Source organism: Kitasatospora sp. NPDC092286, from assembly GCF_044755565.1.
In the GTDB taxonomy this organism is placed as follows: Bacteria; Actinomycetota; Actinomycetes; order Streptomycetales; family Streptomycetaceae; genus Kitasatospora.
Map to the genome: position 1 here is coordinate 1 of NZ_JBIVRD010000028.1, position 22,270 is coordinate 22,270.

At 73.5% G+C, this 22,270-nt stretch carries 19 protein-coding genes; 10 read left to right on the forward strand and 9 right to left on the reverse strand.

The genetic code is table 11. The features are described from left to right. The first annotated feature begins 785 nt into the window (after positions 1-785). Together ACIQIB_RS26010 and ACIQIB_RS26015 are read left to right on the forward strand one after the other, a co-directional pair. Positions 786-1,625 (forward strand): helix-turn-helix domain-containing protein, encoded by an 840-nt coding sequence (locus ACIQIB_RS26010; protein WP_400760993.1) that lies wholly within the window; start codon positions 786-788, stop codon positions 1,623-1,625. Continuing rightward, the gene (locus tag ACIQIB_RS26015) at positions 1,615-1,821 is read left to right on the forward strand and encodes a DUF397 domain-containing protein (protein WP_400760995.1); all 207 of its coding nucleotides are present in this window, start codon (positions 1,615-1,617) and stop codon (positions 1,819-1,821) included. The genes ACIQIB_RS26010 and ACIQIB_RS26015 overlap by 11 nt, the downstream gene beginning before the upstream one ends. Before the next feature lie 393 nt (positions 1,822-2,214). Here the strand turns inward: ACIQIB_RS26015 and ACIQIB_RS26020 are convergent, their stop codons facing one another. The 3 genes from ACIQIB_RS26020 to ACIQIB_RS26030 are packed head-to-tail and all read right to left on the reverse strand — an operon-like array spanning position 2,215 to position 3,297. After that, a complete protein-coding gene (locus ACIQIB_RS26020) occupies positions 2,215-2,382 on the reverse strand; it encodes a DUF5360 family protein (protein ID WP_400760997.1) in 168 nt (55 codons plus the stop codon). A gap of 21 nt (positions 2,383-2,403) precedes the next feature. Continuing rightward, entirely contained in the window at positions 2,404-2,736 is a 333-nt protein-coding gene (locus ACIQIB_RS26025; protein ID WP_400760999.1) for a DMT family transporter, read from the reverse strand. Positions 2,737-2,766: 30 nt separating this feature from the next. Then, positions 2,767-3,297 carry a TetR/AcrR family transcriptional regulator gene (locus ACIQIB_RS26030; RefSeq protein ID WP_400761002.1) on the reverse strand — a complete coding sequence of 177 codons (531 nt, stop codon included), beginning with the start codon at positions 3,295-3,297 and terminating at the stop codon, positions 2,767-2,769. Positions 3,298-3,901: 604 nt separating this feature from the next. Between ACIQIB_RS26030 and ACIQIB_RS26035 the strand changes: the two genes are divergently transcribed. The 6 genes from ACIQIB_RS26035 to ACIQIB_RS26060 all read left to right on the forward strand — a co-directional run bounded on the left by ACIQIB_RS26035 (position 3,902) and on the right by ACIQIB_RS26060 (position 11,479). Then, a complete protein-coding gene (locus tag ACIQIB_RS26035; RefSeq protein ID WP_400761004.1) occupies positions 3,902-5,140 on the forward strand; it encodes an aminotransferase class I/II-fold pyridoxal phosphate-dependent enzyme in 1,239 nt (412 codons plus the stop codon). Then, a complete protein-coding gene (locus ACIQIB_RS26040) occupies positions 5,137-5,676 on the forward strand; it encodes a hypothetical protein (protein ID WP_400761006.1) in 540 nt (179 codons plus the stop codon). Before ACIQIB_RS26035 ends, ACIQIB_RS26040 begins: the two co-directional genes overlap by 4 nt. Further along, entirely contained in the window at positions 5,673-6,611 is a 939-nt protein-coding gene (locus tag ACIQIB_RS26045; protein WP_400761008.1) for a class I SAM-dependent methyltransferase, read from the forward strand. The genes ACIQIB_RS26040 and ACIQIB_RS26045 overlap by 4 nt, the downstream gene beginning before the upstream one ends. Then, on the forward strand, positions 6,608-9,151 hold the full coding sequence (locus tag ACIQIB_RS26050) for an MMPL family transporter (protein WP_400761010.1): 2,544 nt from the start codon (positions 6,608-6,610) through the stop codon (positions 9,149-9,151). The genes ACIQIB_RS26045 and ACIQIB_RS26050 overlap by 4 nt, the downstream gene beginning before the upstream one ends. Next, positions 9,148-9,897 (forward strand): type II CAAX prenyl endopeptidase Rce1 family protein, encoded by a 750-nt coding sequence (locus tag ACIQIB_RS26055; protein WP_400761013.1) that lies wholly within the window; start codon positions 9,148-9,150, stop codon positions 9,895-9,897. The genes ACIQIB_RS26050 and ACIQIB_RS26055 overlap by 4 nt, the downstream gene beginning before the upstream one ends. Before the next feature lie 232 nt (positions 9,898-10,129). Continuing rightward, entirely contained in the window at positions 10,130-11,479 is a 1,350-nt protein-coding gene (locus ACIQIB_RS26060) for a peptidoglycan-binding protein (RefSeq protein WP_400761016.1), read from the forward strand. A 108-nt stretch (positions 11,480-11,587) separates the two neighbouring features. Here the strand turns inward: ACIQIB_RS26060 and ACIQIB_RS26065 are convergent, their stop codons facing one another. Both ACIQIB_RS26065 and ACIQIB_RS26070 read right to left on the reverse strand, forming a co-directional pair. Then, positions 11,588-12,340, reverse strand: a complete 753-nt coding sequence (locus ACIQIB_RS26065) for a TrmH family RNA methyltransferase (protein WP_400654122.1) — start codon at positions 12,338-12,340, stop codon at positions 11,588-11,590. A gap of 5 nt (positions 12,341-12,345) precedes the next feature. Beyond that, positions 12,346-12,993, reverse strand: a complete 648-nt coding sequence (locus tag ACIQIB_RS26070; protein WP_400761018.1) for a TetR family transcriptional regulator — start codon at positions 12,991-12,993, stop codon at positions 12,346-12,348. A 100-nt stretch (positions 12,994-13,093) separates the two neighbouring features. On the opposite strand from ACIQIB_RS26070, the gene ACIQIB_RS26075 reads away from it, so the two are divergent. Continuing rightward, positions 13,094-13,780, forward strand: a complete 687-nt coding sequence (locus tag ACIQIB_RS26075) for a hypothetical protein (RefSeq protein WP_400761019.1) — start codon at positions 13,094-13,096, stop codon at positions 13,778-13,780. A 21-nt stretch (positions 13,781-13,801) separates the two neighbouring features. Here ACIQIB_RS26075 and ACIQIB_RS26080 read toward each other — a convergent pair whose 3' ends face one another. The 4 genes from ACIQIB_RS26080 to ACIQIB_RS26095 form a co-directional block, all read right to left on the reverse strand. Then, positions 13,802-15,928 carry an FUSC family protein gene (locus ACIQIB_RS26080; protein ID WP_400761021.1) on the reverse strand — a complete coding sequence of 709 codons (2,127 nt, stop codon included), beginning with the start codon at positions 15,926-15,928 and terminating at the stop codon, positions 13,802-13,804. A 10-nt stretch (positions 15,929-15,938) separates the two neighbouring features. Beyond that, positions 15,939-17,198, reverse strand: a complete 1,260-nt coding sequence (locus ACIQIB_RS26085) for an HTTM domain-containing protein (protein WP_400761024.1) — start codon at positions 17,196-17,198, stop codon at positions 15,939-15,941. Further along, positions 17,195-17,854 carry a DUF5819 family protein gene (locus ACIQIB_RS26090; RefSeq protein WP_400761026.1) on the reverse strand — a complete coding sequence of 220 codons (660 nt, stop codon included), beginning with the start codon at positions 17,852-17,854 and terminating at the stop codon, positions 17,195-17,197. The genes ACIQIB_RS26085 and ACIQIB_RS26090 overlap by 4 nt, the downstream gene beginning before the upstream one ends. 136 nt (positions 17,855-17,990) lie before the next feature. After that, on the reverse strand, positions 17,991-19,193 hold the full coding sequence (locus tag ACIQIB_RS26095; protein ID WP_363613713.1) for a rhodanese-like domain-containing protein: 1,203 nt from the start codon (positions 19,191-19,193) through the stop codon (positions 17,991-17,993). 276 nt (positions 19,194-19,469) lie between these two features. Here ACIQIB_RS26095 and ACIQIB_RS26100 point away from each other — a divergent pair, with 276 nt between their 5' ends. Further along, positions 19,470-22,268: a SpoIIE family protein phosphatase gene (locus ACIQIB_RS26100; protein ID WP_363613711.1), complete on the forward strand. Its 2,799-nt coding sequence runs from the start codon at positions 19,470-19,472 to the stop codon at positions 22,266-22,268. Positions 22,269-22,270 lie beyond the last annotated feature (2 nt).

Sequence of the window (22,270 nt, forward strand, 5' to 3'; positions counted from 1 at the left end):
CCAGCAGAGCAGCGGCGCCGAGCGAGCGAACTCCAGTCCACACTCACACCATCAGGTGACACCAGAACCAGTCAAACACTCACAAACCGCTCTCTCAGTGGGGCGCGTGGCATCACGGTCGTAAGGGCCCCGACCGCCCCACCCACGGCAAGGCGATCAGGGCTGGATCCGCCTGTACGGTCAGCCGATTCTTCGGTGAGCGCGCGCAGTTGCGATCAGTGCCCGTGCTCGGGCACGGTCCGCCGATTTCGACGGCCGCACTATGGCCGGCTGCGCCAGCCACCTTTGACAACGGTCCGCCGGGCTGCACAGGAACCAACTGCCCTCGGGGGAAGGCCCACAGTAGATCGCCACTCGATCGGTGCCAGTGTCCGCCACCAGATCACCGACTACCGGGATCCACCGGGGAGAACTCTCCGGCTGCATGGCCAACGCAACCGTGCCCGCCCGGATGACCTGTGCAAGTCGCGCGATCGCGTCCGGGGAAGCCGAGCCGAGCTGAACCAGCACCTCGCCAGTGATGGCAGATGCAGAGTCAACTCCGAGTGAAGGCAGCAGAACTCCGGCACCATCCACCGCCTCCTGAAGCTCGGCGTATGCCTCGGTCGCCTGTCTTCGCGCCTTGCGGACGATGCGCGTGAGCGCCGATTGGGGTCGTCCGGACGAGTCCGCACTCATGCTGCCGCCTCCGTTCCGTAGTGGACCTGTTACTAGGATCGACAGCCAGGGCTACGATCGGAAGTCACGGAACTGTCGAGTTTCCCTAGGTTCATTTGAGGAGCAACATGAACCGCCGCAAGCTTGATCCATCGTCATCTCCAAGCGCCGCACTGGGTGTCCAACTTCGCAGGTCACGCGAGTCCAAGGGGCTGACTCAAGGGGGGCTCGGCGAGATGATCCGATTTTCGGCGTCGTACATCTCTCGAATTGAACGAGGAGCAGAGCCACCGAGCCGCCGTCTGGCCCAGGAGGCCGACAAGGTTCTTGGGACCGGCGGGACGCTAGAACTGATGCTTGATCAGCTTGAGCACAGCGTGCTCATCGAGGGCTTCCCCGAGTTCGCAGAGCACGAGTCGCGCGCAACCGCCATACGGCTATTCGAGATTGGGGTAATCCCGGGCCTCATTCAGTCGCCGTCCTACGCGGAGGCCTACGAGATGGCTGCTGTGCGGAGGGGTGGTTCAACGTTGTCGCAAGCTAACGAACGGCTCGACTTCCTCCGGACACGCCAAGGCCGACTCAGTGAGATGCGACCGCCAACCGTCCAAGTAGTCCTTGACGCAACCTGCCTTCTCCGGCCTGTTGGCGGTAGCGCTGTCATGGTTGAGCAGCTACGCCACTTGGAGGCGCTTGGGGAGCAGCCCAGTAACGTCATCCAGGTTGCTCCGTTGGAGCTGGGAGAGGACCGACCCCTTAACCATCCCGTAGTACTGCTGACACTTCGGGACCGCCGGGTTGTCGGGTACACCGAGACAATCCAGCGTGGGTATCTTGAGCGTAACGTCGAGACGGTAGCAAGCTGGGTGAGCAGCTACGATCGCTTGCAGGTCGAGTCGCTTCCACGAAGCGCGTCCCTGGCCTTCATCCGAAAAGTACGGAAGGACTTCGAGGAACATGCCCGCTGACCTGACAGGCGCCCAGTGGCGCAAGAGCAGTTACAGCAACGGCCAGGGCGGATGTGTAGAGGTCTCCGACGGCCATGCGAACATCGTTCCCGTCCGTGACTCCAAGGACCCCGATGGCCCCGCCCTGATCTTCCCAGCCGACGCGTGGCAGGCGTTCGCTCGCGCGGTTGCCGATGGCGAGTTTGGCAACGTGTGACAGCGCTCCCTGAGCCTGGCCCCCGAGAGACCCCACCACCCCCGGATGTGGTGGGGTCTTCTGCTGCCGCGCCGTGGTTCAGGCCGGTGGCGGGGGATTTTACGCACCCACCAGCGGCGGGACCCGAGTCGAGCAAGACCGGGGGGCCACTCGGCCAAATTGCGGTCAGGCCCAGAAGCCCTGACCGAGCCGCAGCAGCTTACGGCCCCCCGGCCATGCCCGACCCCACCCCGGGCAGGACCCCGCCCAAAATCTCCCGCCACCTCAGCGACCAGCCGGCCGAAGCGTCTTCCGCCGCCCCTCAGGCCTTGGCCCGACAGGCTCAGTATGCGGCTGACCTCGAAAAACGTCCGTCAAGAGGTTTAGACCTACCGGGTTTGCGGAAGACTATGTTTAGGACAAGTAGCCGAGCACCGGATTGTCGTAGTCCTTGTACGCGTACTCGGCCGGGATCAGCGCCAGCAGCGTGGCCGCCCAGTACACCAGGAAGCCGACGTCGGTGACCATCATCGACGCCTTGGTGAACCGCAGGACCCGGCTGCGGACGGGCAGGTCGCTCATGCTGTCTCCTCGGTCATCCGGTCACTCGTGGCTCATCCCTCCGCCGAGGTACAGCACGGCGACCCCCGCGACGACCAGCACGGCCCCGGCCACCGAGGCCGGTTTGACCGGCTCGCCGAACGCCACCACCCCGCCGACCAGCGCCCCGACCGTGCCGAGCCCCGACCAGACGGCGTAGACCGGGCCCACGTTCAGCGACTTGAGCGCCTGGGCGAGCAGGACGAAGGCGATCACATAGCCGATCCCCACGACCACACTGGGCAGCACCTTGGTCAGTCCGTGCGAGGCCCGCAGGGCCAGTGTCGCAGTCACCTCGGCCACGATGGCCGCGCCGACCAGCAGATAGGCGGTCATGTCCAGTCCCCCGTCGTCGATTCAGGTCAACTAGGTTCTGTCATTGATGAGTTCGACCAGCAGAGCGCGCAACTTCCGGTGCAGGCCGTCGTGCGGTGGGCTGAGGTCGAGCAGGCGGGCCGACCACCAGCCGTCGACCGCCATCCGGACGAGCGTGGCCACCGCCGGGTCCAGCCCGTCCTCGGTGAGCCGCCGCTGCCAGCGCTCGTACCGGGCGCGCAGAAGGTCGAGCACCTCGGGGCCGCCGGCCGCCGCCAGCAGGGCCACCGGCACCTGGTCGGCACCGCTGGTGTCCCCGGCCGGGGACTCCGCGGGGATGGTCGCGTCCAGCCAGGCGAGCGCGTACGCGCCGGGAGCCGCGCCGGGCCCCGGCAGAACGGCCTCGAACCGGTCGGCCAGCCGCTCGACCACCCCTCGGACGAGGGCCCGCTTGCTGGGGAAGTGATGGAGCAGCCCGCCCTTGCTGACGCCGGCCTCGACGGCCACCGCGTCCAGGCGCACCGCGTCGACGCCTCCCCGCACCAGCAGCCGCTCGACGGCGTCGAGCAGTTGATCACGCACCGGTCGTACCTCTCTCCGTGTTACAGACCGTCCAGACGGTCGGCCTCAGCCTAGCAGAGCCCCACAACCCGGCCGGAAAAGCAACACCACCTCCCGGCAAGGGTGTTGACAGTCCGGAATGGGACATGCTTACGTTTCCTCGGCCAAACCGACGGGATATTGCGAGCCAGCGGGCCGGCCACCTCAGGATGCATATGCACGATGATCGAAGAAGCGGCGCCGGGTAATTCCTACCGCGCCAGGGGGAACGCTGTTCGACATCCACGGGGGATCATGCAGGACATGAGGATCGGACGATGTCCGCGCAGGCCGGAACCGGCCCCGCGCACTCACTGACACGCCGTCAAGAACGCACCAGAGCTTGGCGTTCACGCCGCGTCAACCACCATGCCGGCCCATCGACCAGATCCGGCCGCGCCTTCGTCCCGGGCCGGGCGAGCCGCGCAACGGCGCGCTGCCGCACCCCCGGCCGACGTCCCGCACGACCCACCCCGCCCGGTCGGTCCGTTCACGGTCAAGCGGGCGGCCATTTCGTGCAATGCGCGAACAAAATCGCGCGGCCCGATGCGCCGAATTCACCGATCATTGAATTTGAGGGAATCTGGTGGACATTTTCTCCAAGGTATCCGGCTACACCGCGGCCCGCGACGCCATGGCCGCCGGCATCTACCCCTACTTCCTTCCGCTCACCGGCCACGAGGGCACCACGGTCACCCTGGGTGACCGCGAGCTGGTGATGTGCGGCTCCAACAACTACCTCGGCCTGACCGCGGACCCCCGGGTCCGGAAGGCCGCCGTCGACGCGCTCGACCGGTACGGCCCCTCCTGCACCGGCTCCCGCTTCCTCAACGGGAACCTCGCACTGCACGATCAACTGGAGGGCGAGCTGGCCGAGTTCTACGGCAAGCCGGCCGCCGCCGTCCTCTCCACCGGCTACCAGGCCAACCTCGGCACGATCAGCGCCCTGGCCGGCCGGGGCGACGTGGTGTTCGCCGACCGCGACGCGCACGCCTCCATCGTCGACGGCTGCGTGCTCAGCGGCGCCAAGCACCGCCGCTTCCGGCACAACGACGCCCGCTCCCTGGACCGTGCCCTGGCGGCCGTCCCCGAGCCGGCCGGAAAGCTGGTCGTGGTCGACGGCGTCTACTCCATGGAGGGCGACCTCTGCGCCCTGCCCGAGATCGTCGAGGTCTGCCGGCGCCGCGGCGCCCGCCTGATCGTCGACGACGCGCACGGCCTCGGCGTCCTCGACCAGGGCCGGGGCACCTGCTCGTACTTCGGCCTCACCGACCAGGTCGACCTGATCACGGTGACCTTCAGCAAGTCACTGGCCTCGCTCGGCGGCGCCGTCCTCGGCGACGAGGACGTCATCCACTACCTCAAGCACCACGCCCGCAGCCTGATCTTCAGCGCCTCCGCCACCCCGGCCAGCGCGGCGGCCGCGCTGACCGCGCTGCGCATCCTGCGCGACGAACCCTGGCGGGCCGAACGCGCCCAGCAGAACGCCGACTACATCCGGGCCGGTCTGGCCGCGCTCGGCATCAGCCCGGGTGAGAGCAGCACCCCGGTGATCCCGCTACGGACCAGAGGCATCATCGAGACCCTGCTGCTGTGGCGGCGGCTGATCGACAACGGCGTCTACACCAACCCGGTGGTGCCGCCCGCCGCCTCGCCCCGGCTGCGGCTGAGCCTGATGGCCACCCACACCACCGAACACCTGGACAAGGTGCTGGACGCGCTGAGCGCCGAGTCCGCCATGTTCCTGCGCGACGACGAGCCCGACGCCACCGACGAGTTGGCCGGTCTGGCCGAACTCGCCCAGTCGGCCGCCGGCCGGCCGTGAAACCCGCCCCCGGCCCCGCGACGGTCGCGGTGCTGGCCGCCGGGTCGGCGGGCGCCGTCCTCGGCGCGGGGCTGTCCCCGGCCGGCGGCCGCCCGCCCGACTGGCCGTGGTGCGCGGCCGCGGCGGCCGGGGCCGCGCTCGCCCTGGCGGCCGTCCTGCTGCGCGGCCGCTCCGCCACCGGTCTCCTCGGAGGGCCGCCCCACCGGCCCTCCGCCGCCGGGCTGCTGCTGCTCGGCGGCGCTCTCCCGGCCTCAGTCACCGCGGGCAGCACCGTCCTCGCCGCCGTGGTCACCACCGTCGCGGCACTCACCGCCGCGACGGCGCTCGGCCCGCACCGCACCACCGCTCCCCGGGCACCCGCCCTCGCCGGGACGGCCGCCGCCCTGGTCACCGGAACCGCCGCGGCAGCGGCGGCCCCCTCGGCGTCCGCGGCCGTCCTCGGCACCCTGGCCGGCGTGGCCGGCCTGCTGCTCGTCGCCGCCGCGGCACCGGCCGCGGCGACCGAACCCGACCATCCACCAAGGAGCCAGCCATGAGTCGCCTCGGACTCGCCGCCCGTGCCCTGCGTCTGACCCTGAGCCGCACCCACGCGGACCCGACCCCCGACTACGATGCCGCGAGTCCCAGCTACGACACCTACTTCAGCCCGGTGATGGGCGTGCACTCGATCGCCGCACTCGACCACGTGACCATCCGCCCGGGCGACGACATCATCGAACTCGCCTGCGGCACCGGCCATCTGACCCACGAGATCGTCCGCCGGCTGGAGGGGCGCGGCTCGGTGCACGCGGTGGACAAGTCCCCGGGCATGCTCTCGGTCGCCCGGGCCAAGGTGCTGCCCGCGGCGCTGCGCTCGCCCGGCCTCGAAGTCTCCCTGGAGGAGGGGGACATGGAGGAGTTTCTGCGGAACCGGCCGACCTCCGGCGCGGACCTCGTCGTGGTCGGCTGGGCGATCTGCTACAGCAAGCCGGTGAAGCTGCTGGAACAGATCAGGCGGGTGCTGCGGCCCGGCGGCCGGGTGGTGGTGATCGAGACCCGCGGCGACGCGCTCAAGACCCTGATCGACCAGCTGGAGAAGGTGTTCGCCGCCGACCCGTCCCTGCTCACCGGCCTGGTCCGGGTCAACCTGCCCAAGGACGCCGCCACCGTCGCCCGCTGGTTCGCCAAGGCCGGACTCACCGTCGACGTGCGGCGCGACGGCCACCAGGTGCTGCCCGCCGACACCCCCGAGGCGGCCCTGGAGTGGGTGCAGCGCTCCGGCGCCGCGGCCGGTTTCAAGGACGCCGTCGACCACCACCGCGAGCAGCACGCGCTGGACCTCATCCGGGCCGGACTGGCCGAACACGTCGCCAGGCACGGCTCGTTGGAGCTGCGGCACACCTTCGTGGTGGTCACCGGCAGCAGCCCGGCCGCCGCCACCACCGGCACCGGCCCGGGCGGGCGACACCGCGAGGGAGTCGGCACCGCATGACCGCGACCGTCACACCCGCCGCACCGGAGACCACCCCGGGCGCGATGCGCAACCGTCTGCTGCGTCTCGCCCGGGTGCTCACCGCCCGCCCGAAGACCGTGCTCATCGCCTGGGCCGTACTCATCGCGGTCTGCTTCCCGTTCGCCTCGCAGCTGAACGACGTCCTGACCAAACAGGGCGCCTCCAAGGTGGTGCCCGGCACCAGCAGCGCCCGCGCCGACCAACTGGTCGAGCGGTCCTTCCCGGACCGCTCGCAGCGCGAGTCGATCGTCGCGATCGGGGCCCCGGACGTCCGCGGCGCCCAACTCCGCGCCCTGCTGGCCGGACTGGACGGCCGGATCGCCGAGAAGGTGCGCACCGGCGAGGTGCGCCAGTCCAGCTCGGCGTACACCCTGTACCGGGACTCCACCACCGCGTACCTGCGGCAGCTGCGCACCCAGGTGGACCAGCAGCTCGCCGCCGCCCGTGCCGACACCTCCCCCGAGGCCCGCCGTCAGGCGGTGGACGCCCTGGTGTCGGTGGGTCAGGTACCGGCCGCCCTGGTCGGGCCGGCCCGCCAGGCGGTGACCGCCGACGACTCCGCGCTGCCCGGTCTCGCGGCCGGCTTCGCGGCCACCGCCGACTGGCACGCCTTTCCGGTGCCGGTGCCCGCCGACGCCGTCGACCGCCTCCTCGCCAAGGACGGCACCGCGGCGCTGGTCTCGGTCAGCTTCGCCAAGCAGGCCGGCCACGACCCCGATGTGGACTGGCTGCGCGCCGCCGTCGCCGACGCGCTGCGCACCGCCGGCGCGGGCCCGGACGTCAACGCCCATGTCACCGGCGAACTCGCCCTGATCAAGGACACCTACAAGAAGGCGGAGGACGACAACGCGCTGATGGAGACGGTCGCCTACGCGATCATCTTCGTGGTGCTGCTGCTGTTCTTCCGCGCCGTGGTGCCCGCCGTCCTGACGGTCGCCGCGATCGGGCTGGCGACGACCGTCAGCCAGGCCGCGCTGTTCGCCCTCGGCCATCAGGTGACGCTCACTCAGTTCACCATCACCATCATGAACTTCGTGATGCTGGGCGCGGGCGTCGACTACAGCATGCTGCTCTCCTCGCGCTACCGGCAGGAGCGGCTGGCCGGGCGGCCGCCCAAGGAGGCCGCGGTGCACGCCACCGCGCACGCGGGCGAGTCGATGCTGCTCGCCGCCGCCGCGGTGGTCCTCGCCTTCGGCGCCACCCTGCTCTCGCCGGTGGACTGGATCCCGCCGCTCGGCTACGGCGGGCTGATCGGCATCCCGATCGTGCTGCTGGCCGCGCTCACCCTGACCCCGGCGCTGCTGACGCTGCTCGGCGACCGCTTCTTCGCGCTGGGCCTACGGCCGCTGAGCGACCTGGAGCACGGCAGCGCCCTCGGCCGGCACCTGGCCAGGGCCGCCGACCTGGCCCGCCGCCGCAAGGTGGCGATCGTGCTGGTCTTCGCCGCCGTCACGGTGCCGTTCGCGGTGGTCACCGCCCAGCACCGGTCGACCGCCGACCCGGTGGCACTCAGCCCGGCCACCGACTCCCGGACCGGCTTCGAACTGGTCGCCCGGACGTGGGGCGACGCGACCGTGCTGCCCACACTGGTGGTGGCCCGGCCGGCCCCGGGGGTGGTCGACCCGGCGGAGCACCGGCTCACCGACACCGGCCGCACCGCCGTCACGGCGCTCACCGACAGGCTCGCCGCCGTCCCCGGCGTGGCCAGGGTCTCCGCGGTGACCAGGCCGTTCGGCACCCCGCTGGCCGCCGACCAGGTCGACGCCCTGGGCGCGGAGCTGCGGCGGGACTACCTGGCCGACGACGGCGCCCTGCGGATCGTGGTCGAGCTCGCCGACCCGCCGTACTCCGGGGCCGCGGCGCGGGCCGTGGACCGCGTCCAGGACGTCACCGCCGCGGCGAAGGACGTCGGAACACTGGAGGTCGGCGGCGCCACCCAGGTCGACCGCCAGTACGGCAACGCGCTCGACTCCAGTTTCTGGCAGATGATCGGGCTGGTCTCGGTCGGCGTCTTCGTGATGCTGGTGATCGCCCTGCGGTCGCTGCTGATCCCGGTCCGGCTGATCCTCACGATCATGATGAGCAACGTCTGGGCGATCGGCATCACCGTGCTGATCTTCCACTTCTGGCTCGACAAGGCGATCATCGACGACCTGCCGATCTTCCTCACCGTGCTGATGATGGGTCTCGGGATGGACTACGAGATCTTCCTGGTCACCCGCGTCCGCGACCTGGTCCGCGGCGGTGCGGACCAGGAGAGCGCCACCATCGGCGCGGTGGTCGACACCGGCCGGGTGATCAACGCGGCCGGCCTGGTGATGGCCGGCAGCCTCGGCACCATGGCGCTCTCCTCCACGGTGATGCTCCAGGAGTACGGTGCCGGGCTCGGCCTCGCCGTCCTGCTGGACGCCACGCTGATCCGGATGCTCTTCGTCCCGGCCACCCTGCTGCTGTTCCGCCGCTTCAACTGGTGGCTGCCGACCCTGCGCCGGGCCCGTGCGGAGGTGAGCCCGCGATGACCGCGGACCGTCCGGTGACGGCGTCCGGCTCCCCCGTGCCCGCCGTCACCGGGCGGGCCCGCACCGTCCACCGCCTGCGCGCCCACCACCGCGCCGCGCCGCCGGCCTCCGCCGCCCTGCTGTTCGCGGTGCTGGCCGGGGCGCGGATCGCCGGGGCGTTCGCGCTCCCGCTGATGGTGCTCTCGGTGGGCCTGAGCGCCCTGGTGCCGGCCGTCCTCGACCGCGCGGACCGGGTGGCGGCGGGCCTGCGCCGGTTCCGGTTCCGGCCCGCCGCGGCCGGGACCGGCCTGGTGGTCCTCGCCTACGCCGACACGGTGTTCGCCACCCGGGCCGCCTTCGGCCGGGGCGACGGCAACTGGACGGCCCTGGTGCCCGGGCTGTTCCGGCAGATGGCACCGGGCGCGCCGGTGGTCGCGGGCGTCGCCATGGTGGTCTGCATGGGCGTCCTGGTCCCGCTGGTCGAGGAGGTCTGCTACCGGGGTGTGCTCTACCACGCGGTGGAGCGCGCCCGCGGTCCGGCCGCGGCGATCGCCGCCACCTCGGCCGCCTGGGCCCTGGTGCACCTCGGCGACTACGGCCTCCACCCGTTCGACACCCGGGTGATCTGCGGGGTGCTGCCGTCGGTCTTCACCATGGGCCTCGCCCTCGGCATCTGCCGGGCCTGGACGGGTTCGGCCCTGGCCGGCGCCGTCGCCCAGGGCACCGCCAACCTCCTGCTGCTCGGCTGGGTCCTCTGGGCCCTCTGAGGGCGGGTCACGACCCCGGCCTCCCCTCCGGGCGCCCGGACCCGACACGCCCTAACACCTCCCGTCCACCCGCGCCAGAGCCGCCCCGCCGAACGGCCGTCACCCGCCCGGCTCAACCCACCTCGCCGAACACTCGTCCGCTTTGGGACTTTAGTCCCGATAACACGCGGTATCAGCCTGGGAAGGTCAGTCCTGTCACGCCGTCAGGGCCTGACCAGGAAAGAGGCGGAGAATGACCCGTACCGACCAACTGACCCCGTTGCTGGAGTTCGACGACGTCGAACCCGACGAGGACTGCATATGCGGGGGCTGCAGCGCCCGCCGTCGCGCCCGGCTGCACGCCGCCCCGGTGCACGAGGGCGGGCACGCCGCGGCCCGCAGCGTCCGTCGTCGCGCCGCCGTACTGATGGCCGCGGTCGGCACCGCCCTCGGCGGCGGCGCGGCCGGAGCCACCGGCGCGGCCGCCGCACCGGCCCCCACCCCCACCCCGGGCGGCAGCAGCACCGCCCAGCCGCCGCAGACCCCGCAGGGCGAGGTCAGCGGCCTGTACGGGCAGGCCCCCGGCGCCCGCGCCTTCGCCGCCCCGCGGGCCACCACGCAGCCGGTCACCCGGGCGCAGATCATCGAGCGGGCACAGAGCTGGGTCAACCAGAAGGTCCCGTACAGCATGAGCCGCTACTGGTCGGACGGCTACCGCCAGGACTGCTCCGGCTTCGTCTCGATGGCCTGGGGCCTGGGCAGCAGCCAGACCACCTGGACCCTGCCCAACGTCGCCGAGCGGATCACCAAGGCGGACCTCCAGCCCGGCGACATCCTCGTCTACAACAACCCGGCCAACCCGCAGGCCGGTTCGCACGTCACCATCTTCGGCGGCTGGACGGACTCCTCCCGGACCCGTTACCTGGCCTACGAGCAGACCTCCCCCAGCACCCTCAAGCGGGACACCCCGTACGCGTACTGGAACAACTCCGCCTCGTACGTCCCCTACCGCTACAAGGGGCTCGCCACCGGCGGCAACGGCAACGACGGCTCCTCCTCGACCGCCTTCCCCGGCGCCGGCGCGTTCGGCCCGGGCGCCAACAACGCGTCCGTCACCAGGCTCGGGCAGCTGCTGGTGCAGCGCGGCGGCGGGAAGTTCTACAGCGAGGGCCCCGGCCCGCGCTGGGGCGAGGCCGACCGGAAGGCCACCGAGGCGTTCCAGCTCGCCCAGGGCTGGCGGGGCAGCGAGGCGGACGGCATCCCGGGCAAGGACACCTGGGACTACCTGGTCAACCAGAAGGGCCGCGACATCGACGGCGGTTCCCCGATCCCGCCACCGCCGCCGGTCAACCCCGGGACGGGGGCGACCGCCTTCCCCGGCCGGGACAAGTTCACCCCCGGCGCCAGCAACGACTACGTCCGGCAGCTCGGCGAGCAGCTGGTGCGCAAGGGGTTCGGCCGCTACTACACCCAGGGGCCCGGCCCGCGCTGGACGGAGAGCGACCGGCGCAACGTCCAGGCCTTCCAGGAGGCCCAGGGCTGGCGCGGCAGCGAGGCCGACGGCTACCCGGGCCCGGACACCTGGCGCCGCCTCTTCTCCTGACCACTGATCACTGATCACTGACCGCCGACCCCGTTCGCCCCCACCCCAGGACCGCCCCCCCGCCGCCCGTCCGCGCGGCGGGGGGCGGTCGCGCTCAGGCGGTCGCGCTCAGGCAGGCCGGCGGGACATCCAGTGGAAGAGCCCCATCGCCACACTGGTCGCCAGGTTGAAGCTGGACACCCCGGGCCGCATCGGCACCGCGACCAGCCGGTCCGCCCGCGCCTTCAGCTCCTCCGAGACCCCGTGCCGCTCGGTGCCGAAGGCCAGCAGCGCGTCGTCCGGGAACGTCACCGCCCGGATGTCATCGCCCTCCGGGTCCAGCACGTACAGCGGCCCGGCGGGCAGCTCAGGCAGCGTCAGCCGCTCGACGGCGGTGGCGAAGTGCAGGCCCGCGCTGCCCCGGACGACGGTGGGGTGCCAGGGGTCCAGGTCGCCGGTGGTCACCACGCCGGCGGCCCCGAAGCCGGCCGCCAGCCGGATCACCGCGCCGACGTTGCCCAGGTTGCGCGGGTTCTCCAGCAGCACGACGGGCGCCTGCCGGGGGTGCCGGGCGAGCGCCGCCCGGTTGGCCCCGGCGGTCGGCCGGGTGGCCAGCGAGATCACCCCGGTCGGGTGCGGCCGGGGCACCAGCGTCCGCAGCGCCGGCTCCGGCAGCTCCACCGCCAGCGCGTCCAGCGCGGGCACCACGTCCCCGGCCAGCTCCGCCGCGAGCGCCAGCAGCCCGGCGCGGTCGGCGGTCAGCACCTGCCGGACGTCCCCGCCGAAGCGCAACGCGTGCTTCAGCGCGTGGAATCCGTCCAGCAGCACCGTCTCCGGCGCCTGCGCGCCCGCCCGCCAGGCCCGCACCAGCTCGTCGTTCATGGCGCTCACTCTGCCACCCCGGCCGCGCCGGGCTCACCGGGCCGTCCGGCGGCCGCGATCACCTGGTCGAAGCCGAGCGGCGCGCCGAGCGGACCGGCGCCGTCCGCGCACAGCCCGGCCAGGGCGAGGTCCAGGTGCCGGTGGACCAGCGTGCCGTCGGCGTCCAGCACGGCCAGACCGCCCGGCAGCGGGCGGGAGGCCCGGACGCAGAGCAGCACCAGGTCGCCCATCCCGACGTCCGCACGCAGCTGCCCGGCGTCCTGGGCGGCCCGCAGCAGGCCCTCCACCGCCTCGACGGCCGCGCCGCGCACGGCGACCAGCTCCTCGTCCACCACCAGCCGCTCCAGCAGGACCACGATCGCCGCGCCCATCCGCAGGTCGGCGGCGGCGTGCGCGAAGCGGCGCAGCGCGAGGTACGGGTCGGGCTCCGCCCGCCGGGCCTCCTCGGCGGCCCCGGCGAGCCGGGCCAGCAGGTCGGTGACCAGCGCCCGGACCAGCGCCTCGCGGTCGGGGAAGCGCCGGTAGAGGGTGCCGGGTCCGACCCCGGCCCGACGGACGACCGCGTCCAGCGGGGCGTCCGGGCCGCGTTCCAGGAAGACCTCGCAGGCGGCGTCCAGGATCCTGCGCCGGCTTCGTTCCGCGTCCGCCCTCATCACCACTCCCTAAGCGGAGAAAATCTCTCCCCCTATGCTACCGTCAGGGAACCGGAGAAAAACTCTCCGCCTAGTCGGGCAGCCATCGAGGAGCGACGCCATGACGACCACGGCCACCGGCACGACCACCACCCCCCTCACCCTCCGCACCGACATCGACGGCACCCGGCACACCCGGGACGCCGTCCTCGCCTGGGAGCTGGACCGGGCCCGCGCCGCCCTGCGGCTGCTCAAGCAGCGGCTCGGCGACGACCGGACCCGTGAACTCCTCGCCCCCGACCTGGCGTCCGCCGACACCGCGATGACCGGCTGGCTGCACGCCTCCGACGGCCGGTGGCGCACCGCCGTCACCGAGCTGACCGCCACCGGCATCGACGCCCGGCGCTTCCTCACCTGGTGGCAGGGCCGGCTGCACGCCCCCGACCGGGCCGCGCTGCTCGCCGCCAACCCCGAGCACTACCTGGCCGACTCCACCGGCGAGCGGGTGGAGATCATCGAGACCATCGGCGCCGGACCGCTCCGCTTCTTCCTCCGCTTCCACGACGGCGTCCCGATCGCCGGCCCGGGCCACCAGGACTACCCCGTACGGATCGGCGGCACCGGCACCCTGGCCGACGGCTCCGAGGTGCTGCGCGTCATGCACGAGTTCGCCGACTCCCCGGACGGCCTGCGGATCCGGCTCACCATCGAGTTCCCGGAGGCCGCCCCGGAGAGCGTCGCGGTGGGCCACCAGTGGCACTTCGCCTGCGAGTTCGCCAACTGGCTGGAAGCGGCGGCGGCCTCCTGAGGCTTCGTCCTACCGCGCGTCCTACCGCGCGCGCTGTGCGGTGGCCGTGCCGCCCCCGCGCAGCGCGCGTTCCAGGTCCTTCAGCGCCTGGAGCAGCAGCCGGGTGCTGGCCCGGACGACGTCCCGCTGCACGCTGGGCGGCGCGTCCGCCAGCCGTTCCTCCAGTGCCGCCTGCGCCCCGCGCACCGCGCCGAAGTCCACCGGCCGGCCGGTGAGCAGCGCGGCCGCCGCCAGCGCGGTGGCCAGCCGCAGCTCCTCGGCGAACGCGGCGGTGCCGGGCACCGGGTCGGCGTCGGCGGCGGGCAGATGGGCCTCCAGCAGGACGGCGACCCGCCCGAGGTGGCCGACCGCGGCCCGGGCCCGGTCGAGCTGGCGGCGGCTCACCCCGGGCAGCCCGGAGGCGTGCCGCCCCGGCTCGGCGTCGGCCCGCTGCATCGCCTGGAGCAGCTCGGAGCGGGCCTCCCTGGAGTCCAGCAGCGCCGAGCGGACCTCCCGTCCGCGCGGCGCGCCCGGGTTCTCGTAGGCGGCGAGGACGGCCGCCGTGTACCGCCCGGCGGCGGCCAGCCACTCGGCCAGCCGCTCGCCGAGCCGGGCGGTCTGCCAGGTGGGGAAGAGCGCGTAGGTGAACAGCGCGACCGAGCCGCCGAGCAGGGTGAGCCCGACCCGTTCGACGGCGGTGGTCAGCGGGTTCCCGGCCTGGAGGCCGAGCAGGAAGACCACGTACGAGGAGACGCAGGCCGTCATCAGCGCGTAGCCGGTGCGCAGCGTGAGGTACGCGCCGCCGATGCAGACCACCGCCAGCGCGGCCAGCGCCCATGGCCCGGGGTGGGCGAACTGCACCACCAGTGTGGAGACCGCGACCCCGGCCATCGTCCCGGCCAGCCGGGCCACGCCCCGGCTGTAGGTCTGCGCGAAGTCCGGCCGCATCACCATGGCGGCGGTCATCGGCGCCCAGTAGCCGTGCCCGAAGCCGGCCAGCCGGGCGAGCAGATAGGCGGCGGTGACCACCCCGGTGAGCCGTACGGCGTGCTGGAAGACCGCCGAACGCGGCTGGAGCTGACGGCGCACCGCCCGGGCGGCGACCGGCAGCATCCGGGAGAGCGGCGGCTTGTGCAGCGCCCCGCCGGCCCCGACCACGGGGGTGCTGATGGTGTCCTCGTCGCCGCGCTCCAGGGCGTCGGCGGCCTTGCGCAGCAGCCCGGCCAGCCGGCGGGCGGCCCGCCGGGCGGCGCCCTGCAGTTGCGGGCCCTCGACCGGGGTGGCCAGGGTGAGCGCGGGCGCCGAGCGGGGCAGTCGCAGTGGATCGCCGGTGCGGACGGCCCGGGCGAGGGCGTCCATCGTCTCGGCGGCGGCGGCCAGCACGGCCCGGGCCCGGTCGCGTTCCGGCCCCTCCTCGGGGGCGCCGACCTTGGGGTCGGCGATCGCGGCCAGGGTGGGCCGGATGCGTTCGGCGATGCCGCGCAGGCCGCGCAGCTCGGCCGGCCGGTGGCGTTCCTGCCAGGGCGTCAGCGCGGCGGCGCGGCGGGCCGTCATGAACGGTGCCGGGTCGACGTTCGCGGTCGGGTCATGGCGCAGCCGGCGGGCGTAGTCGGCGAGTTCGGCGTAGGTGTCGGCGAGCGCCGCGCGCTGGGCGGTCCAGCTGCCGATCGGCCAGAGCGTGATGACGATCGCCTGGGCGGCACCGCCGAGCGCGCAGACGAGCCCGTGGCCGAGCGCGGCCGGCGCGCTGACCGGAAGCTGGACCACGATCAGCATCACCGAGAGGGTGTTGGCGGCGACCACCCCGGCGGTCGGCCCGATCGACCAGGCCAGGCCCGCCCCGAAGGCCCAGACGGCGAGCAGCACCGGGAAGAGGCCGGGGACGCCGGCGGCCAGGTAGCCGAGGAAGGTGCTGGTGCCGAGCCCGATCCCGGCCGCGACGGCGAGCGTGGGCCGGGGGCGGAAGCTGCGCTGGAAGGTGGCCGTCCCGGCGATGAAGGCGCCCATCGCGGCCGAGGTGGCGAGCTGCGGCCCACCCAGCGCCAGGGTCGGGAAGAGCACCAGCGCGACGGCGACGGCCCCGCGTACCGCCCGTTTGGGGTCGGTGAGCGCCCGGTCCAGGGTCAGTCCGGTCCGCGCGGTGTCTCGCAGGGCGGCGAACCAGGACATAACGGTCAGCTTAGGGGAGTGGCGCCCTCCGGGCGGGGATGCGCAGAGCCCCGAGCCGGTTCCCGGTCCAGCGCAGCGCCGTCGTCGGCAGGAAGACCGCGTCCGCCGCGATCATCGCCAGCGAGAACACCGGCAGCCCGAGCAGCACCGCGATCCCCAGGTGCTCGGCCATCATCACCGCCAGCAGCGTGTTCTTGACCCGTCGGCTGACCAGCGTGAACGGGAACGCCACCTGCGTGATCACCGTCCCGTACGAGATCAGGAAGACCGGCAGCAGCGCCGAGCCGACCAGTGTGGAGAGCCACGGCCAGGGCGTGAAGTAGTCCAGGTGCAGCGGGTAGTAGAGCGCGGTGCCGTCCTGCCAGCGCGAGCCCTGCACCTTGTACCAGCCGGCCGTGGCGTAGATCAGCACCACCTCGGCGGCGATCACCAGCATCGCGCAGTTGTGCACCATGGTCGCCAGCGCGTCCAGCACGGCCCGCGCCTCGCCGTCCGGCCGCAGCCGTCCGAGCAGCCACCAGATCCCGGCCACCGCCCAGAGGCCCCAGAACACCGGTGTCCAGCCCAGGTACGGGAAGGTGGCGTCCGTCCAGGTCAGGCTCGTGCCGGAGAAGTCCCCGAGGCAGCAGACCAGCAGCACCGCGCCGAGCACCGCCCAGAGCAGCACCCCCGTCCGGCCGGGCGCCGACCGCCGGGCGTCCAGCGACCAGACCTCGGCGCAGCGGGTGAAGACCAGGTAGACCGCCATCAGATGGACGACGTTGTCGCCGCCGTCACCGAGGAACACGTTGCGGTTCTGCAGCGACAGCACGGTGACCATGAAGAGCACGGTGCTCGCCCTGGTCCGCCAGCCGACCAGCACCGCGACGGCGGCCAGCACCGCCAGGTGGTACACCAGCTCGAACCAGAGCCGCCCGCCGAACCAGGGCAGCACCGTCATCGCACCGTTGTCGGCGATCAGCCGCCCGGCCAGGTCCAGCGACCAGGGCGACAGGTCGCCGTACAGCAGCCGCCGGTTGGGCCACTCCCGCAGCAGGTACGCCAGCCAGACCAGACTGAAGCCGATCCGCACCACCGCCGCCTGGTAGGGGCCCAGCACCCGCCCGGTGAACGCCGCCCAGGCCCGGGCGACCGCCTCCCCGACGCCGGGGAGCGCGGGTGCGGGGGCCCGCTCCCGACCGGGCTCCGGCCCGGGCTGGCGCGGGATCCCGTAGAGCAGCCGCTGGTCCTGTGTCTGCGCCTGGTCCCGCTCCGGCGACACCTCGTTCACCCGAGCCCCCGGTAGTCCTCGTCGTTCACCGGCCACCACGGCAGCTCCCGGACCTTCGGCGCGGGCGGCGGGCTCTCCCCGCTCCAGCCGGGCGGCGGCACGGTGGCCGTCGTCACCCTGAACTCGATCGCCAGGATCCGCTCGCCGTCGACGGTCCGGCCGATCCGCTGCAGCGCGATCCGCTTGAGGTACTGCTCGGCGAGCTTGCCCCGCGGGTTGGTCAGCGAGTCGTCCTGGGAGCTGTGCGAACCCTCGTAGAAGTCCCAGGCCCGGCGCAGCAGGTTCTGGTCGGCGTGGCTGGGGGCCGGGTTGTGGCGGATCGCGTCGATGTCCCGGGCGGTCAGCCCGGTCCAGTCGTGGGTGCGGGTGGCGCCGTCGGCCACGACGGTGCGCACCCGGGCGTCCAGGCTGACGTTCTGCTGGAGCGGGTTGGGCGCGAAGAGCTTCCAGTTCTGCTCGAACTCCGGGTACACCACGCCGTCCACCTCGTCCCGGTACTCCCGGGAGAGCGAGTTGGAGGGCGCGACGTGCAGGAACACCGCCCCGAGGAAGAGTCCGGTACCCGTGAGCAGCACCACGGCGCCCAGGCCGAGGACGGCGCGGGCGGGCACCGACCAGACCCGGCGAACGGGCTGCGGGTCCGTGCTGTCCGCCATGGGCTCCCCCCGTGGACGTGCGCCGCCGGTCCCGTTCCGGCTCGGTCGCGCGCCCATCCTGCCCTACCGGCCGGCCCGGCGGAGCGGGTCCCGCACGGGCCGCGGGCGCTTCCGCGCCGCGTCTGCCGGGCGCGGCCTAGAGGACGAAGGCGTCCCGGCCGTCGCTGCCGACCATCGGACGGCCCGCACCCTCCCAGGCGTACATGCCGCCGTCCACGTTGACCGCGTCCCGGCCCTGCTGCACCAGGTACTGCACGACCTGCGCGGAGCGGCCGCCGACCCGGCAGAGCACGTACAGCTTCCCGTCCGGCAGCTCGCCGAGCCGGGCGATCACCTGGCCCATCGGGATGTGCAGCGCGCCGTCCACGTGGCCCGCGTCCCACTCGTCCTGCTCGCGGACGTCCAGCAGGGCGGCGTCGGCGGGCACGGAGGCGGCGTCGGTGGTGGGGATCTGCGCGAACATCGTCTGGTTCTCCTGGGGGTCGGTCCGGTCCGTGCCATTGTCGCCCACCGGCGGCACGCCACCGCCCTGCGGGGCGGCCCCGGTGGCGGGGTCCCGGCCGCCGAGCAGCCGTTCCAGTTCGGCCTGCTGGGCGGCGGCCTTGGCGAGCAGTTGCTCGGCGAGCTCCTCCAGCAGCCGGTCCGGGTCCTGCGGGGCCAGCGCGAGCAGCTGGCCCATCGCGGTGTGCTCCAGCCGGACCTGCTCGGTGGCCGTCTCGGCGATCTTGGCGTTGAGCCACTCCAGCCGGCGGCGCAGCCAGCCGAGCCGGTCGGGGGAGTCCAGGGCGGGCGCGGCCTCGGGAGCGGTGGACCACTCGGCGGCGAGCCCCTCCAGCACGGCGGTGTCGCCGTACGCGTAGGCCTCGTTGACCCGTACCAGGAAGGCGGCCCGGCGCTGCTGCTCGGCCGGGTCGGTGGTCAGGTCCGGGTGCGCGCGGCGGACCAGCTCGCGGTAGATCCGCTGGGCGTCGCGGCCGGGCCTGACCTTGGCCGGCGCGGCCGGCGGCGGGGCCGCCTCCTGCTCCTGGACGCTGTCGAACAGCGCGTCCAGGTCCGGCAGTTCGTCCACCCGCTGACGGGCCTCGGCGGCCCGTCGCAGGTCCTCGGGCTGTCCGGTACGGGCGGCCACCGCCTCGGCGACCAGCGCGTCCAGCTCGTCCAGCCGGGCGTAGAGCGGGCCGAGGAGCTGATGGTGGATCAGTGCGAAGTTGTCGATCTCGACCCGCAGCGTCTGCATGTCGACGTCCATGCTGAGCCAGGCGAGTTCGGCGGCGGCGACCCGCTCCTCCAGTTCCTGCTGCTCCGGGTCCGTCCAGCGGGCGGGGCTCTGCGCGGTCACTTCTCGCCTCTGTCTCGTCCGGCCGTCTGGTCCTGCGTACCCGCGCCGCGAGGCGGCCCGGCCTGCCAGCCTACCCCCGCGCGCGACGCATCGGCCGGGTGCCCGGGGAGCGCGTACCGGCGCGCACCATGCGACACGCAACCGATACTGATGAATCTCCCCGTTTCGCTATCGAGCCCAGCCCTGTCCGTGCTTCGCTGGTATCCGCACAGCGTGCCTCCTCCAGAAAGACGGCCGACGCCAGGCGTCACGGCCAGGCGGGAGCAGACCGAATCCATGGTGGACGAGCCCAACTCCACACCGCTCACGACGGGCGCCGAGGCAGCGCCGAACGCCGGAGCCGCACCGGGTGACCAGCCGTCAGGCGTGGCCGCCCTGGTCCGGCTCGCCCTCGTCCTGGTCGACCGGGAGGGCCGGATCGCCCAGTGGAGCAGGGGCGCCGAGGAGCTGTTCGGCCACCGGGCCGAGGTCACCCACGGCCGCCCCGCCACCGGCCTGCTGCCCGCCGCCGAGCCGCGCAGCGTCCCCGGTCCGGCCGCCTCCCCCGCCGTCCGCCGCCGCCGCGACGCGCTGGACACCCTGGCCGAGCTGACCGCCGGCGGCCACCCCTGGGCCGGGCGGATGCCCGTGATCGACCGCGAGGAACACCTGCGCGACGTGCTCTGGTGGGCCTACCCGCTGCGCGGCCCGGCCGCCGCCCTGCTGGCCCTGGCCGCCGACGCCCAGCCGCTGCGCTCGGCCGGCCCCCGGCTGGCCCTCGGCGAACGCCTGCTGCCCTTCGCCCCCACCCCCGCCGCCCGGGGCGGCTTCCACCGGCTCTCCGCCGCTCTGGCCCCGCCCGGGCGCCCGGTACCCGAGCCGCTCGCCCGGCTGCTGCCCGGCGCGGCCGCCTCCGGCCCCCGGGCGGCGCTGCTCGACGCGCTGGCCCTGGCCGGGCTGCCCGCCCTGCGGCTGGACGCGGCCACCGTGCTCCCCGTGCTGCCGGCCGATCCACCGTCCGGCACCGCGCACGCGGCCGCCGGGATCGGCCGCCGCTACCCCACCGCCCAGCAGCGCGCCGCCCGGCTCGGCCACCCGGCCCAGCCCGAGCCGTCCGCCGCCGGGCGCCGCCCGGCGGGCCCGCTGCCCGGCCAGCGCGAGACCGCCGCCCGGCCCGCCGGTGCCGCGAGCGGTCCACCGGCCGGCGGTACGCCCGTCCCGGCCCCCGGCAGAGGAGGCCCCGCCATCGAGCAGACCAGCGTCGAACAGATCACCGCCGAGCAGGTCATCGCCGAGCAGGCCGCCGTCGAGTCCGCCGCCAACGGCCACCAGGCCCGGCGACCCGACCCCGTCCTGCCCGCACCCGCCGTCGGCGGCGGCACGCCCCCGCCCGGCCGGCTGAGCCCGTTCCTCACCAACGGGCAGGCCGGCGAGCAGCTGGCCCTGCTCAACGAGGTCGGCGGCAAGGTCGGCACCACCCTGGACCTCGGCTTCACCGCGCACGAGCTCTGCCAGGTGCTCGTCCCCCGGGTCGCCGACTTCGCCTGCGTGGACCTGGTGGACGGCCTGATCTCCGACTCCGAGCTGCCCGAGGCCCGCCCGGACGACGACACCATGCTCCGCCGGGTCGCCCTGGTCCGCAACGAGTCCGCCGGCGAGTGGGACCACGTCCTCGCCGAGGGCGCGCTGGTCCGGATGCCCCGCCACACCCCGCCCGGCATGGCCCTCCAGCTGAACCAGCCCGTCCTGGTGCCGGTGATCACCCGGGACGTCGCGGTCGACTACGCCGCCGCGCTCGGCGGCGTCCGGCTGGCCTCGGTGGTCTCCGGCCGCTCGATGCTGGTGGTGCCGCTCTCCGCCCGGGGCACCGTGCTCGGCATCCTCAAGCTGCTCCGGCTGCCCGACCGCGCCCCCTTCGACGAGAGCGACGCCGCCACCCTCAAGGAACTGGCCGTCCGCGCCGCGCTCTCGCTGGACAACGCCCGGCTGCACCGCGCCGAGTCCAAGGTCGCCACCACCCTGCAGCGCTCGATGATCCCGACCCGCCCGCCGAAGATCCCCGGCGTGCAGATCGCCCACCGCTACCTGCCGGGCGATCCCAAGGCCGAGGTCGGCGGTGACTGGTTCGACGCGATCCAGCTGCCCGGCAGCCGGGTCGCCCTGGTGGTCGGCGACGTGATGGGCCACGGTCTGCACTCGGCCGCCGCGATGGGCCGCTTCCGCACCGCGATGCAGACCCTCGCCGCCCTCGACCTCCCGCCCGGCCAGCTGCTGCGCCATCTCGACAACCTGGCCCACAAGCTCGGCGACGACCACCTCGCCACCTGCCTGTACGCGGTCTACGACCCGATCAACCGGACCTGTGAGCTGGCCAGCGCCGGCCACGTCCCGCCGGTACTGGTGCACCCGGACGGCAGCGGCGAGCTGCTGGAGATCCCGGCCGGCGCGCCGATCGGCGTCGGCGGAGTGCCGTTCGTCGCCAAGACCATCGACGTCAGCGACGGCTCGATGCTGGTGCTCTGCACCGACGGCCTGGTCGAGGTCAGGGGCGGTGACATAGGAGCGGGCCTGGCGGCGCTCTGCGGCAACCTGATCGACCCGCGGCAGAGCCCCGAGCAGGCCTGCGACGTGGTGCTGAAGCGCCTGCACTCGGACGACCGCAAGGACGACGTCGCCCTTCTCGTGGCCCGCTTCGACGGGGTCGCCCCGACCGAGGTCGCCACCTGGGACCTCACCGTGGACCACCGCGAGGTCGGCCGGGCCCGGGCACTGGTCCGTGCCCGGCTGGCCGCCTGGCACCTGGAGGCGCTCTCGGACACCACCGAGCTGCTGGTCAGCGAACTGGTGACGAACGCCGTCCGGGTCGCCCGGGACCGCGTCCAGCTCCAGCTGATCCGGGTGGACAAGCTGCTGGTCGAGGTGAGCGACGACAACCACAACCTGCCGTCGCTGGAGCCCGCCGAGCAGCTCGGCGAGACCGGCCGCGGCCTCACCCTGGTCACCAAGCTCGCCGAAAGCTGGGGCACCGCCCGCAAGGCGGTCGGCAAGGTGGTCTGGTTCGAGCTGCCCCTGCCGCCCCGGCCGCCCACCGCCTGACG

Bases quoted from the DNA above. Each gene is read 5' to 3' on its own strand.
- ACIQIB_RS26010 (WP_400760993.1), top strand. From the start codon at position 786: ATGAACCGCCGCAAGCTTGATCCATCGTCATCTCCAAGCGCCGCACTG.
- ACIQIB_RS26015 (WP_400760995.1), top strand. From the start codon at position 1,615: ATGCCCGCTGACCTGACAGGCGCCCAGTGGCGCAAGAGCAGTTACAGC.
- ACIQIB_RS26020 (WP_400760997.1), bottom strand. From the start codon at position 2,382: ATGAGCGACCTGCCCGTCCGCAGCCGGGTCCTGCGGTTCACCAAGGCG.
- ACIQIB_RS26025 (WP_400760999.1), bottom strand. From the start codon at position 2,736: ATGACCGCCTATCTGCTGGTCGGCGCGGCCATCGTGGCCGAGGTGACT.
- ACIQIB_RS26045 (WP_400761008.1), top strand. From the start codon at position 5,673: ATGAGTCGCCTCGGACTCGCCGCCCGTGCCCTGCGTCTGACCCTGAGC.
- ACIQIB_RS26050 (WP_400761010.1), top strand. From the start codon at position 6,608: ATGACCGCGACCGTCACACCCGCCGCACCGGAGACCACCCCGGGCGCG.
- ACIQIB_RS26055 (WP_400761013.1), top strand. From the start codon at position 9,148: ATGACCGCGGACCGTCCGGTGACGGCGTCCGGCTCCCCCGTGCCCGCC.
- ACIQIB_RS26060 (WP_400761016.1), top strand. From the start codon at position 10,130: ATGACCCGTACCGACCAACTGACCCCGTTGCTGGAGTTCGACGACGTC.
- ACIQIB_RS26065 (WP_400654122.1), bottom strand. From the start codon at position 12,340: ATGAACGACGAGCTGGTGCGGGCCTGGCGGGCGGGCGCGCAGGCGCCG.
- ACIQIB_RS26070 (WP_400761018.1), bottom strand. From the start codon at position 12,993: ATGAGGGCGGACGCGGAACGAAGCCGGCGCAGGATCCTGGACGCCGCC.
- ACIQIB_RS26075 (WP_400761019.1), top strand. From the start codon at position 13,094: ATGACGACCACGGCCACCGGCACGACCACCACCCCCCTCACCCTCCGC.
- ACIQIB_RS26080 (WP_400761021.1), bottom strand. From the start codon at position 15,928: ATGTCCTGGTTCGCCGCCCTGCGAGACACCGCGCGGACCGGACTGACC.
- ACIQIB_RS26090 (WP_400761026.1), bottom strand. From the start codon at position 17,854: ATGGCGGACAGCACGGACCCGCAGCCCGTTCGCCGGGTCTGGTCGGTG.
- ACIQIB_RS26100 (WP_363613711.1), top strand. From the start codon at position 19,470: ATGGTGGACGAGCCCAACTCCACACCGCTCACGACGGGCGCCGAGGCA.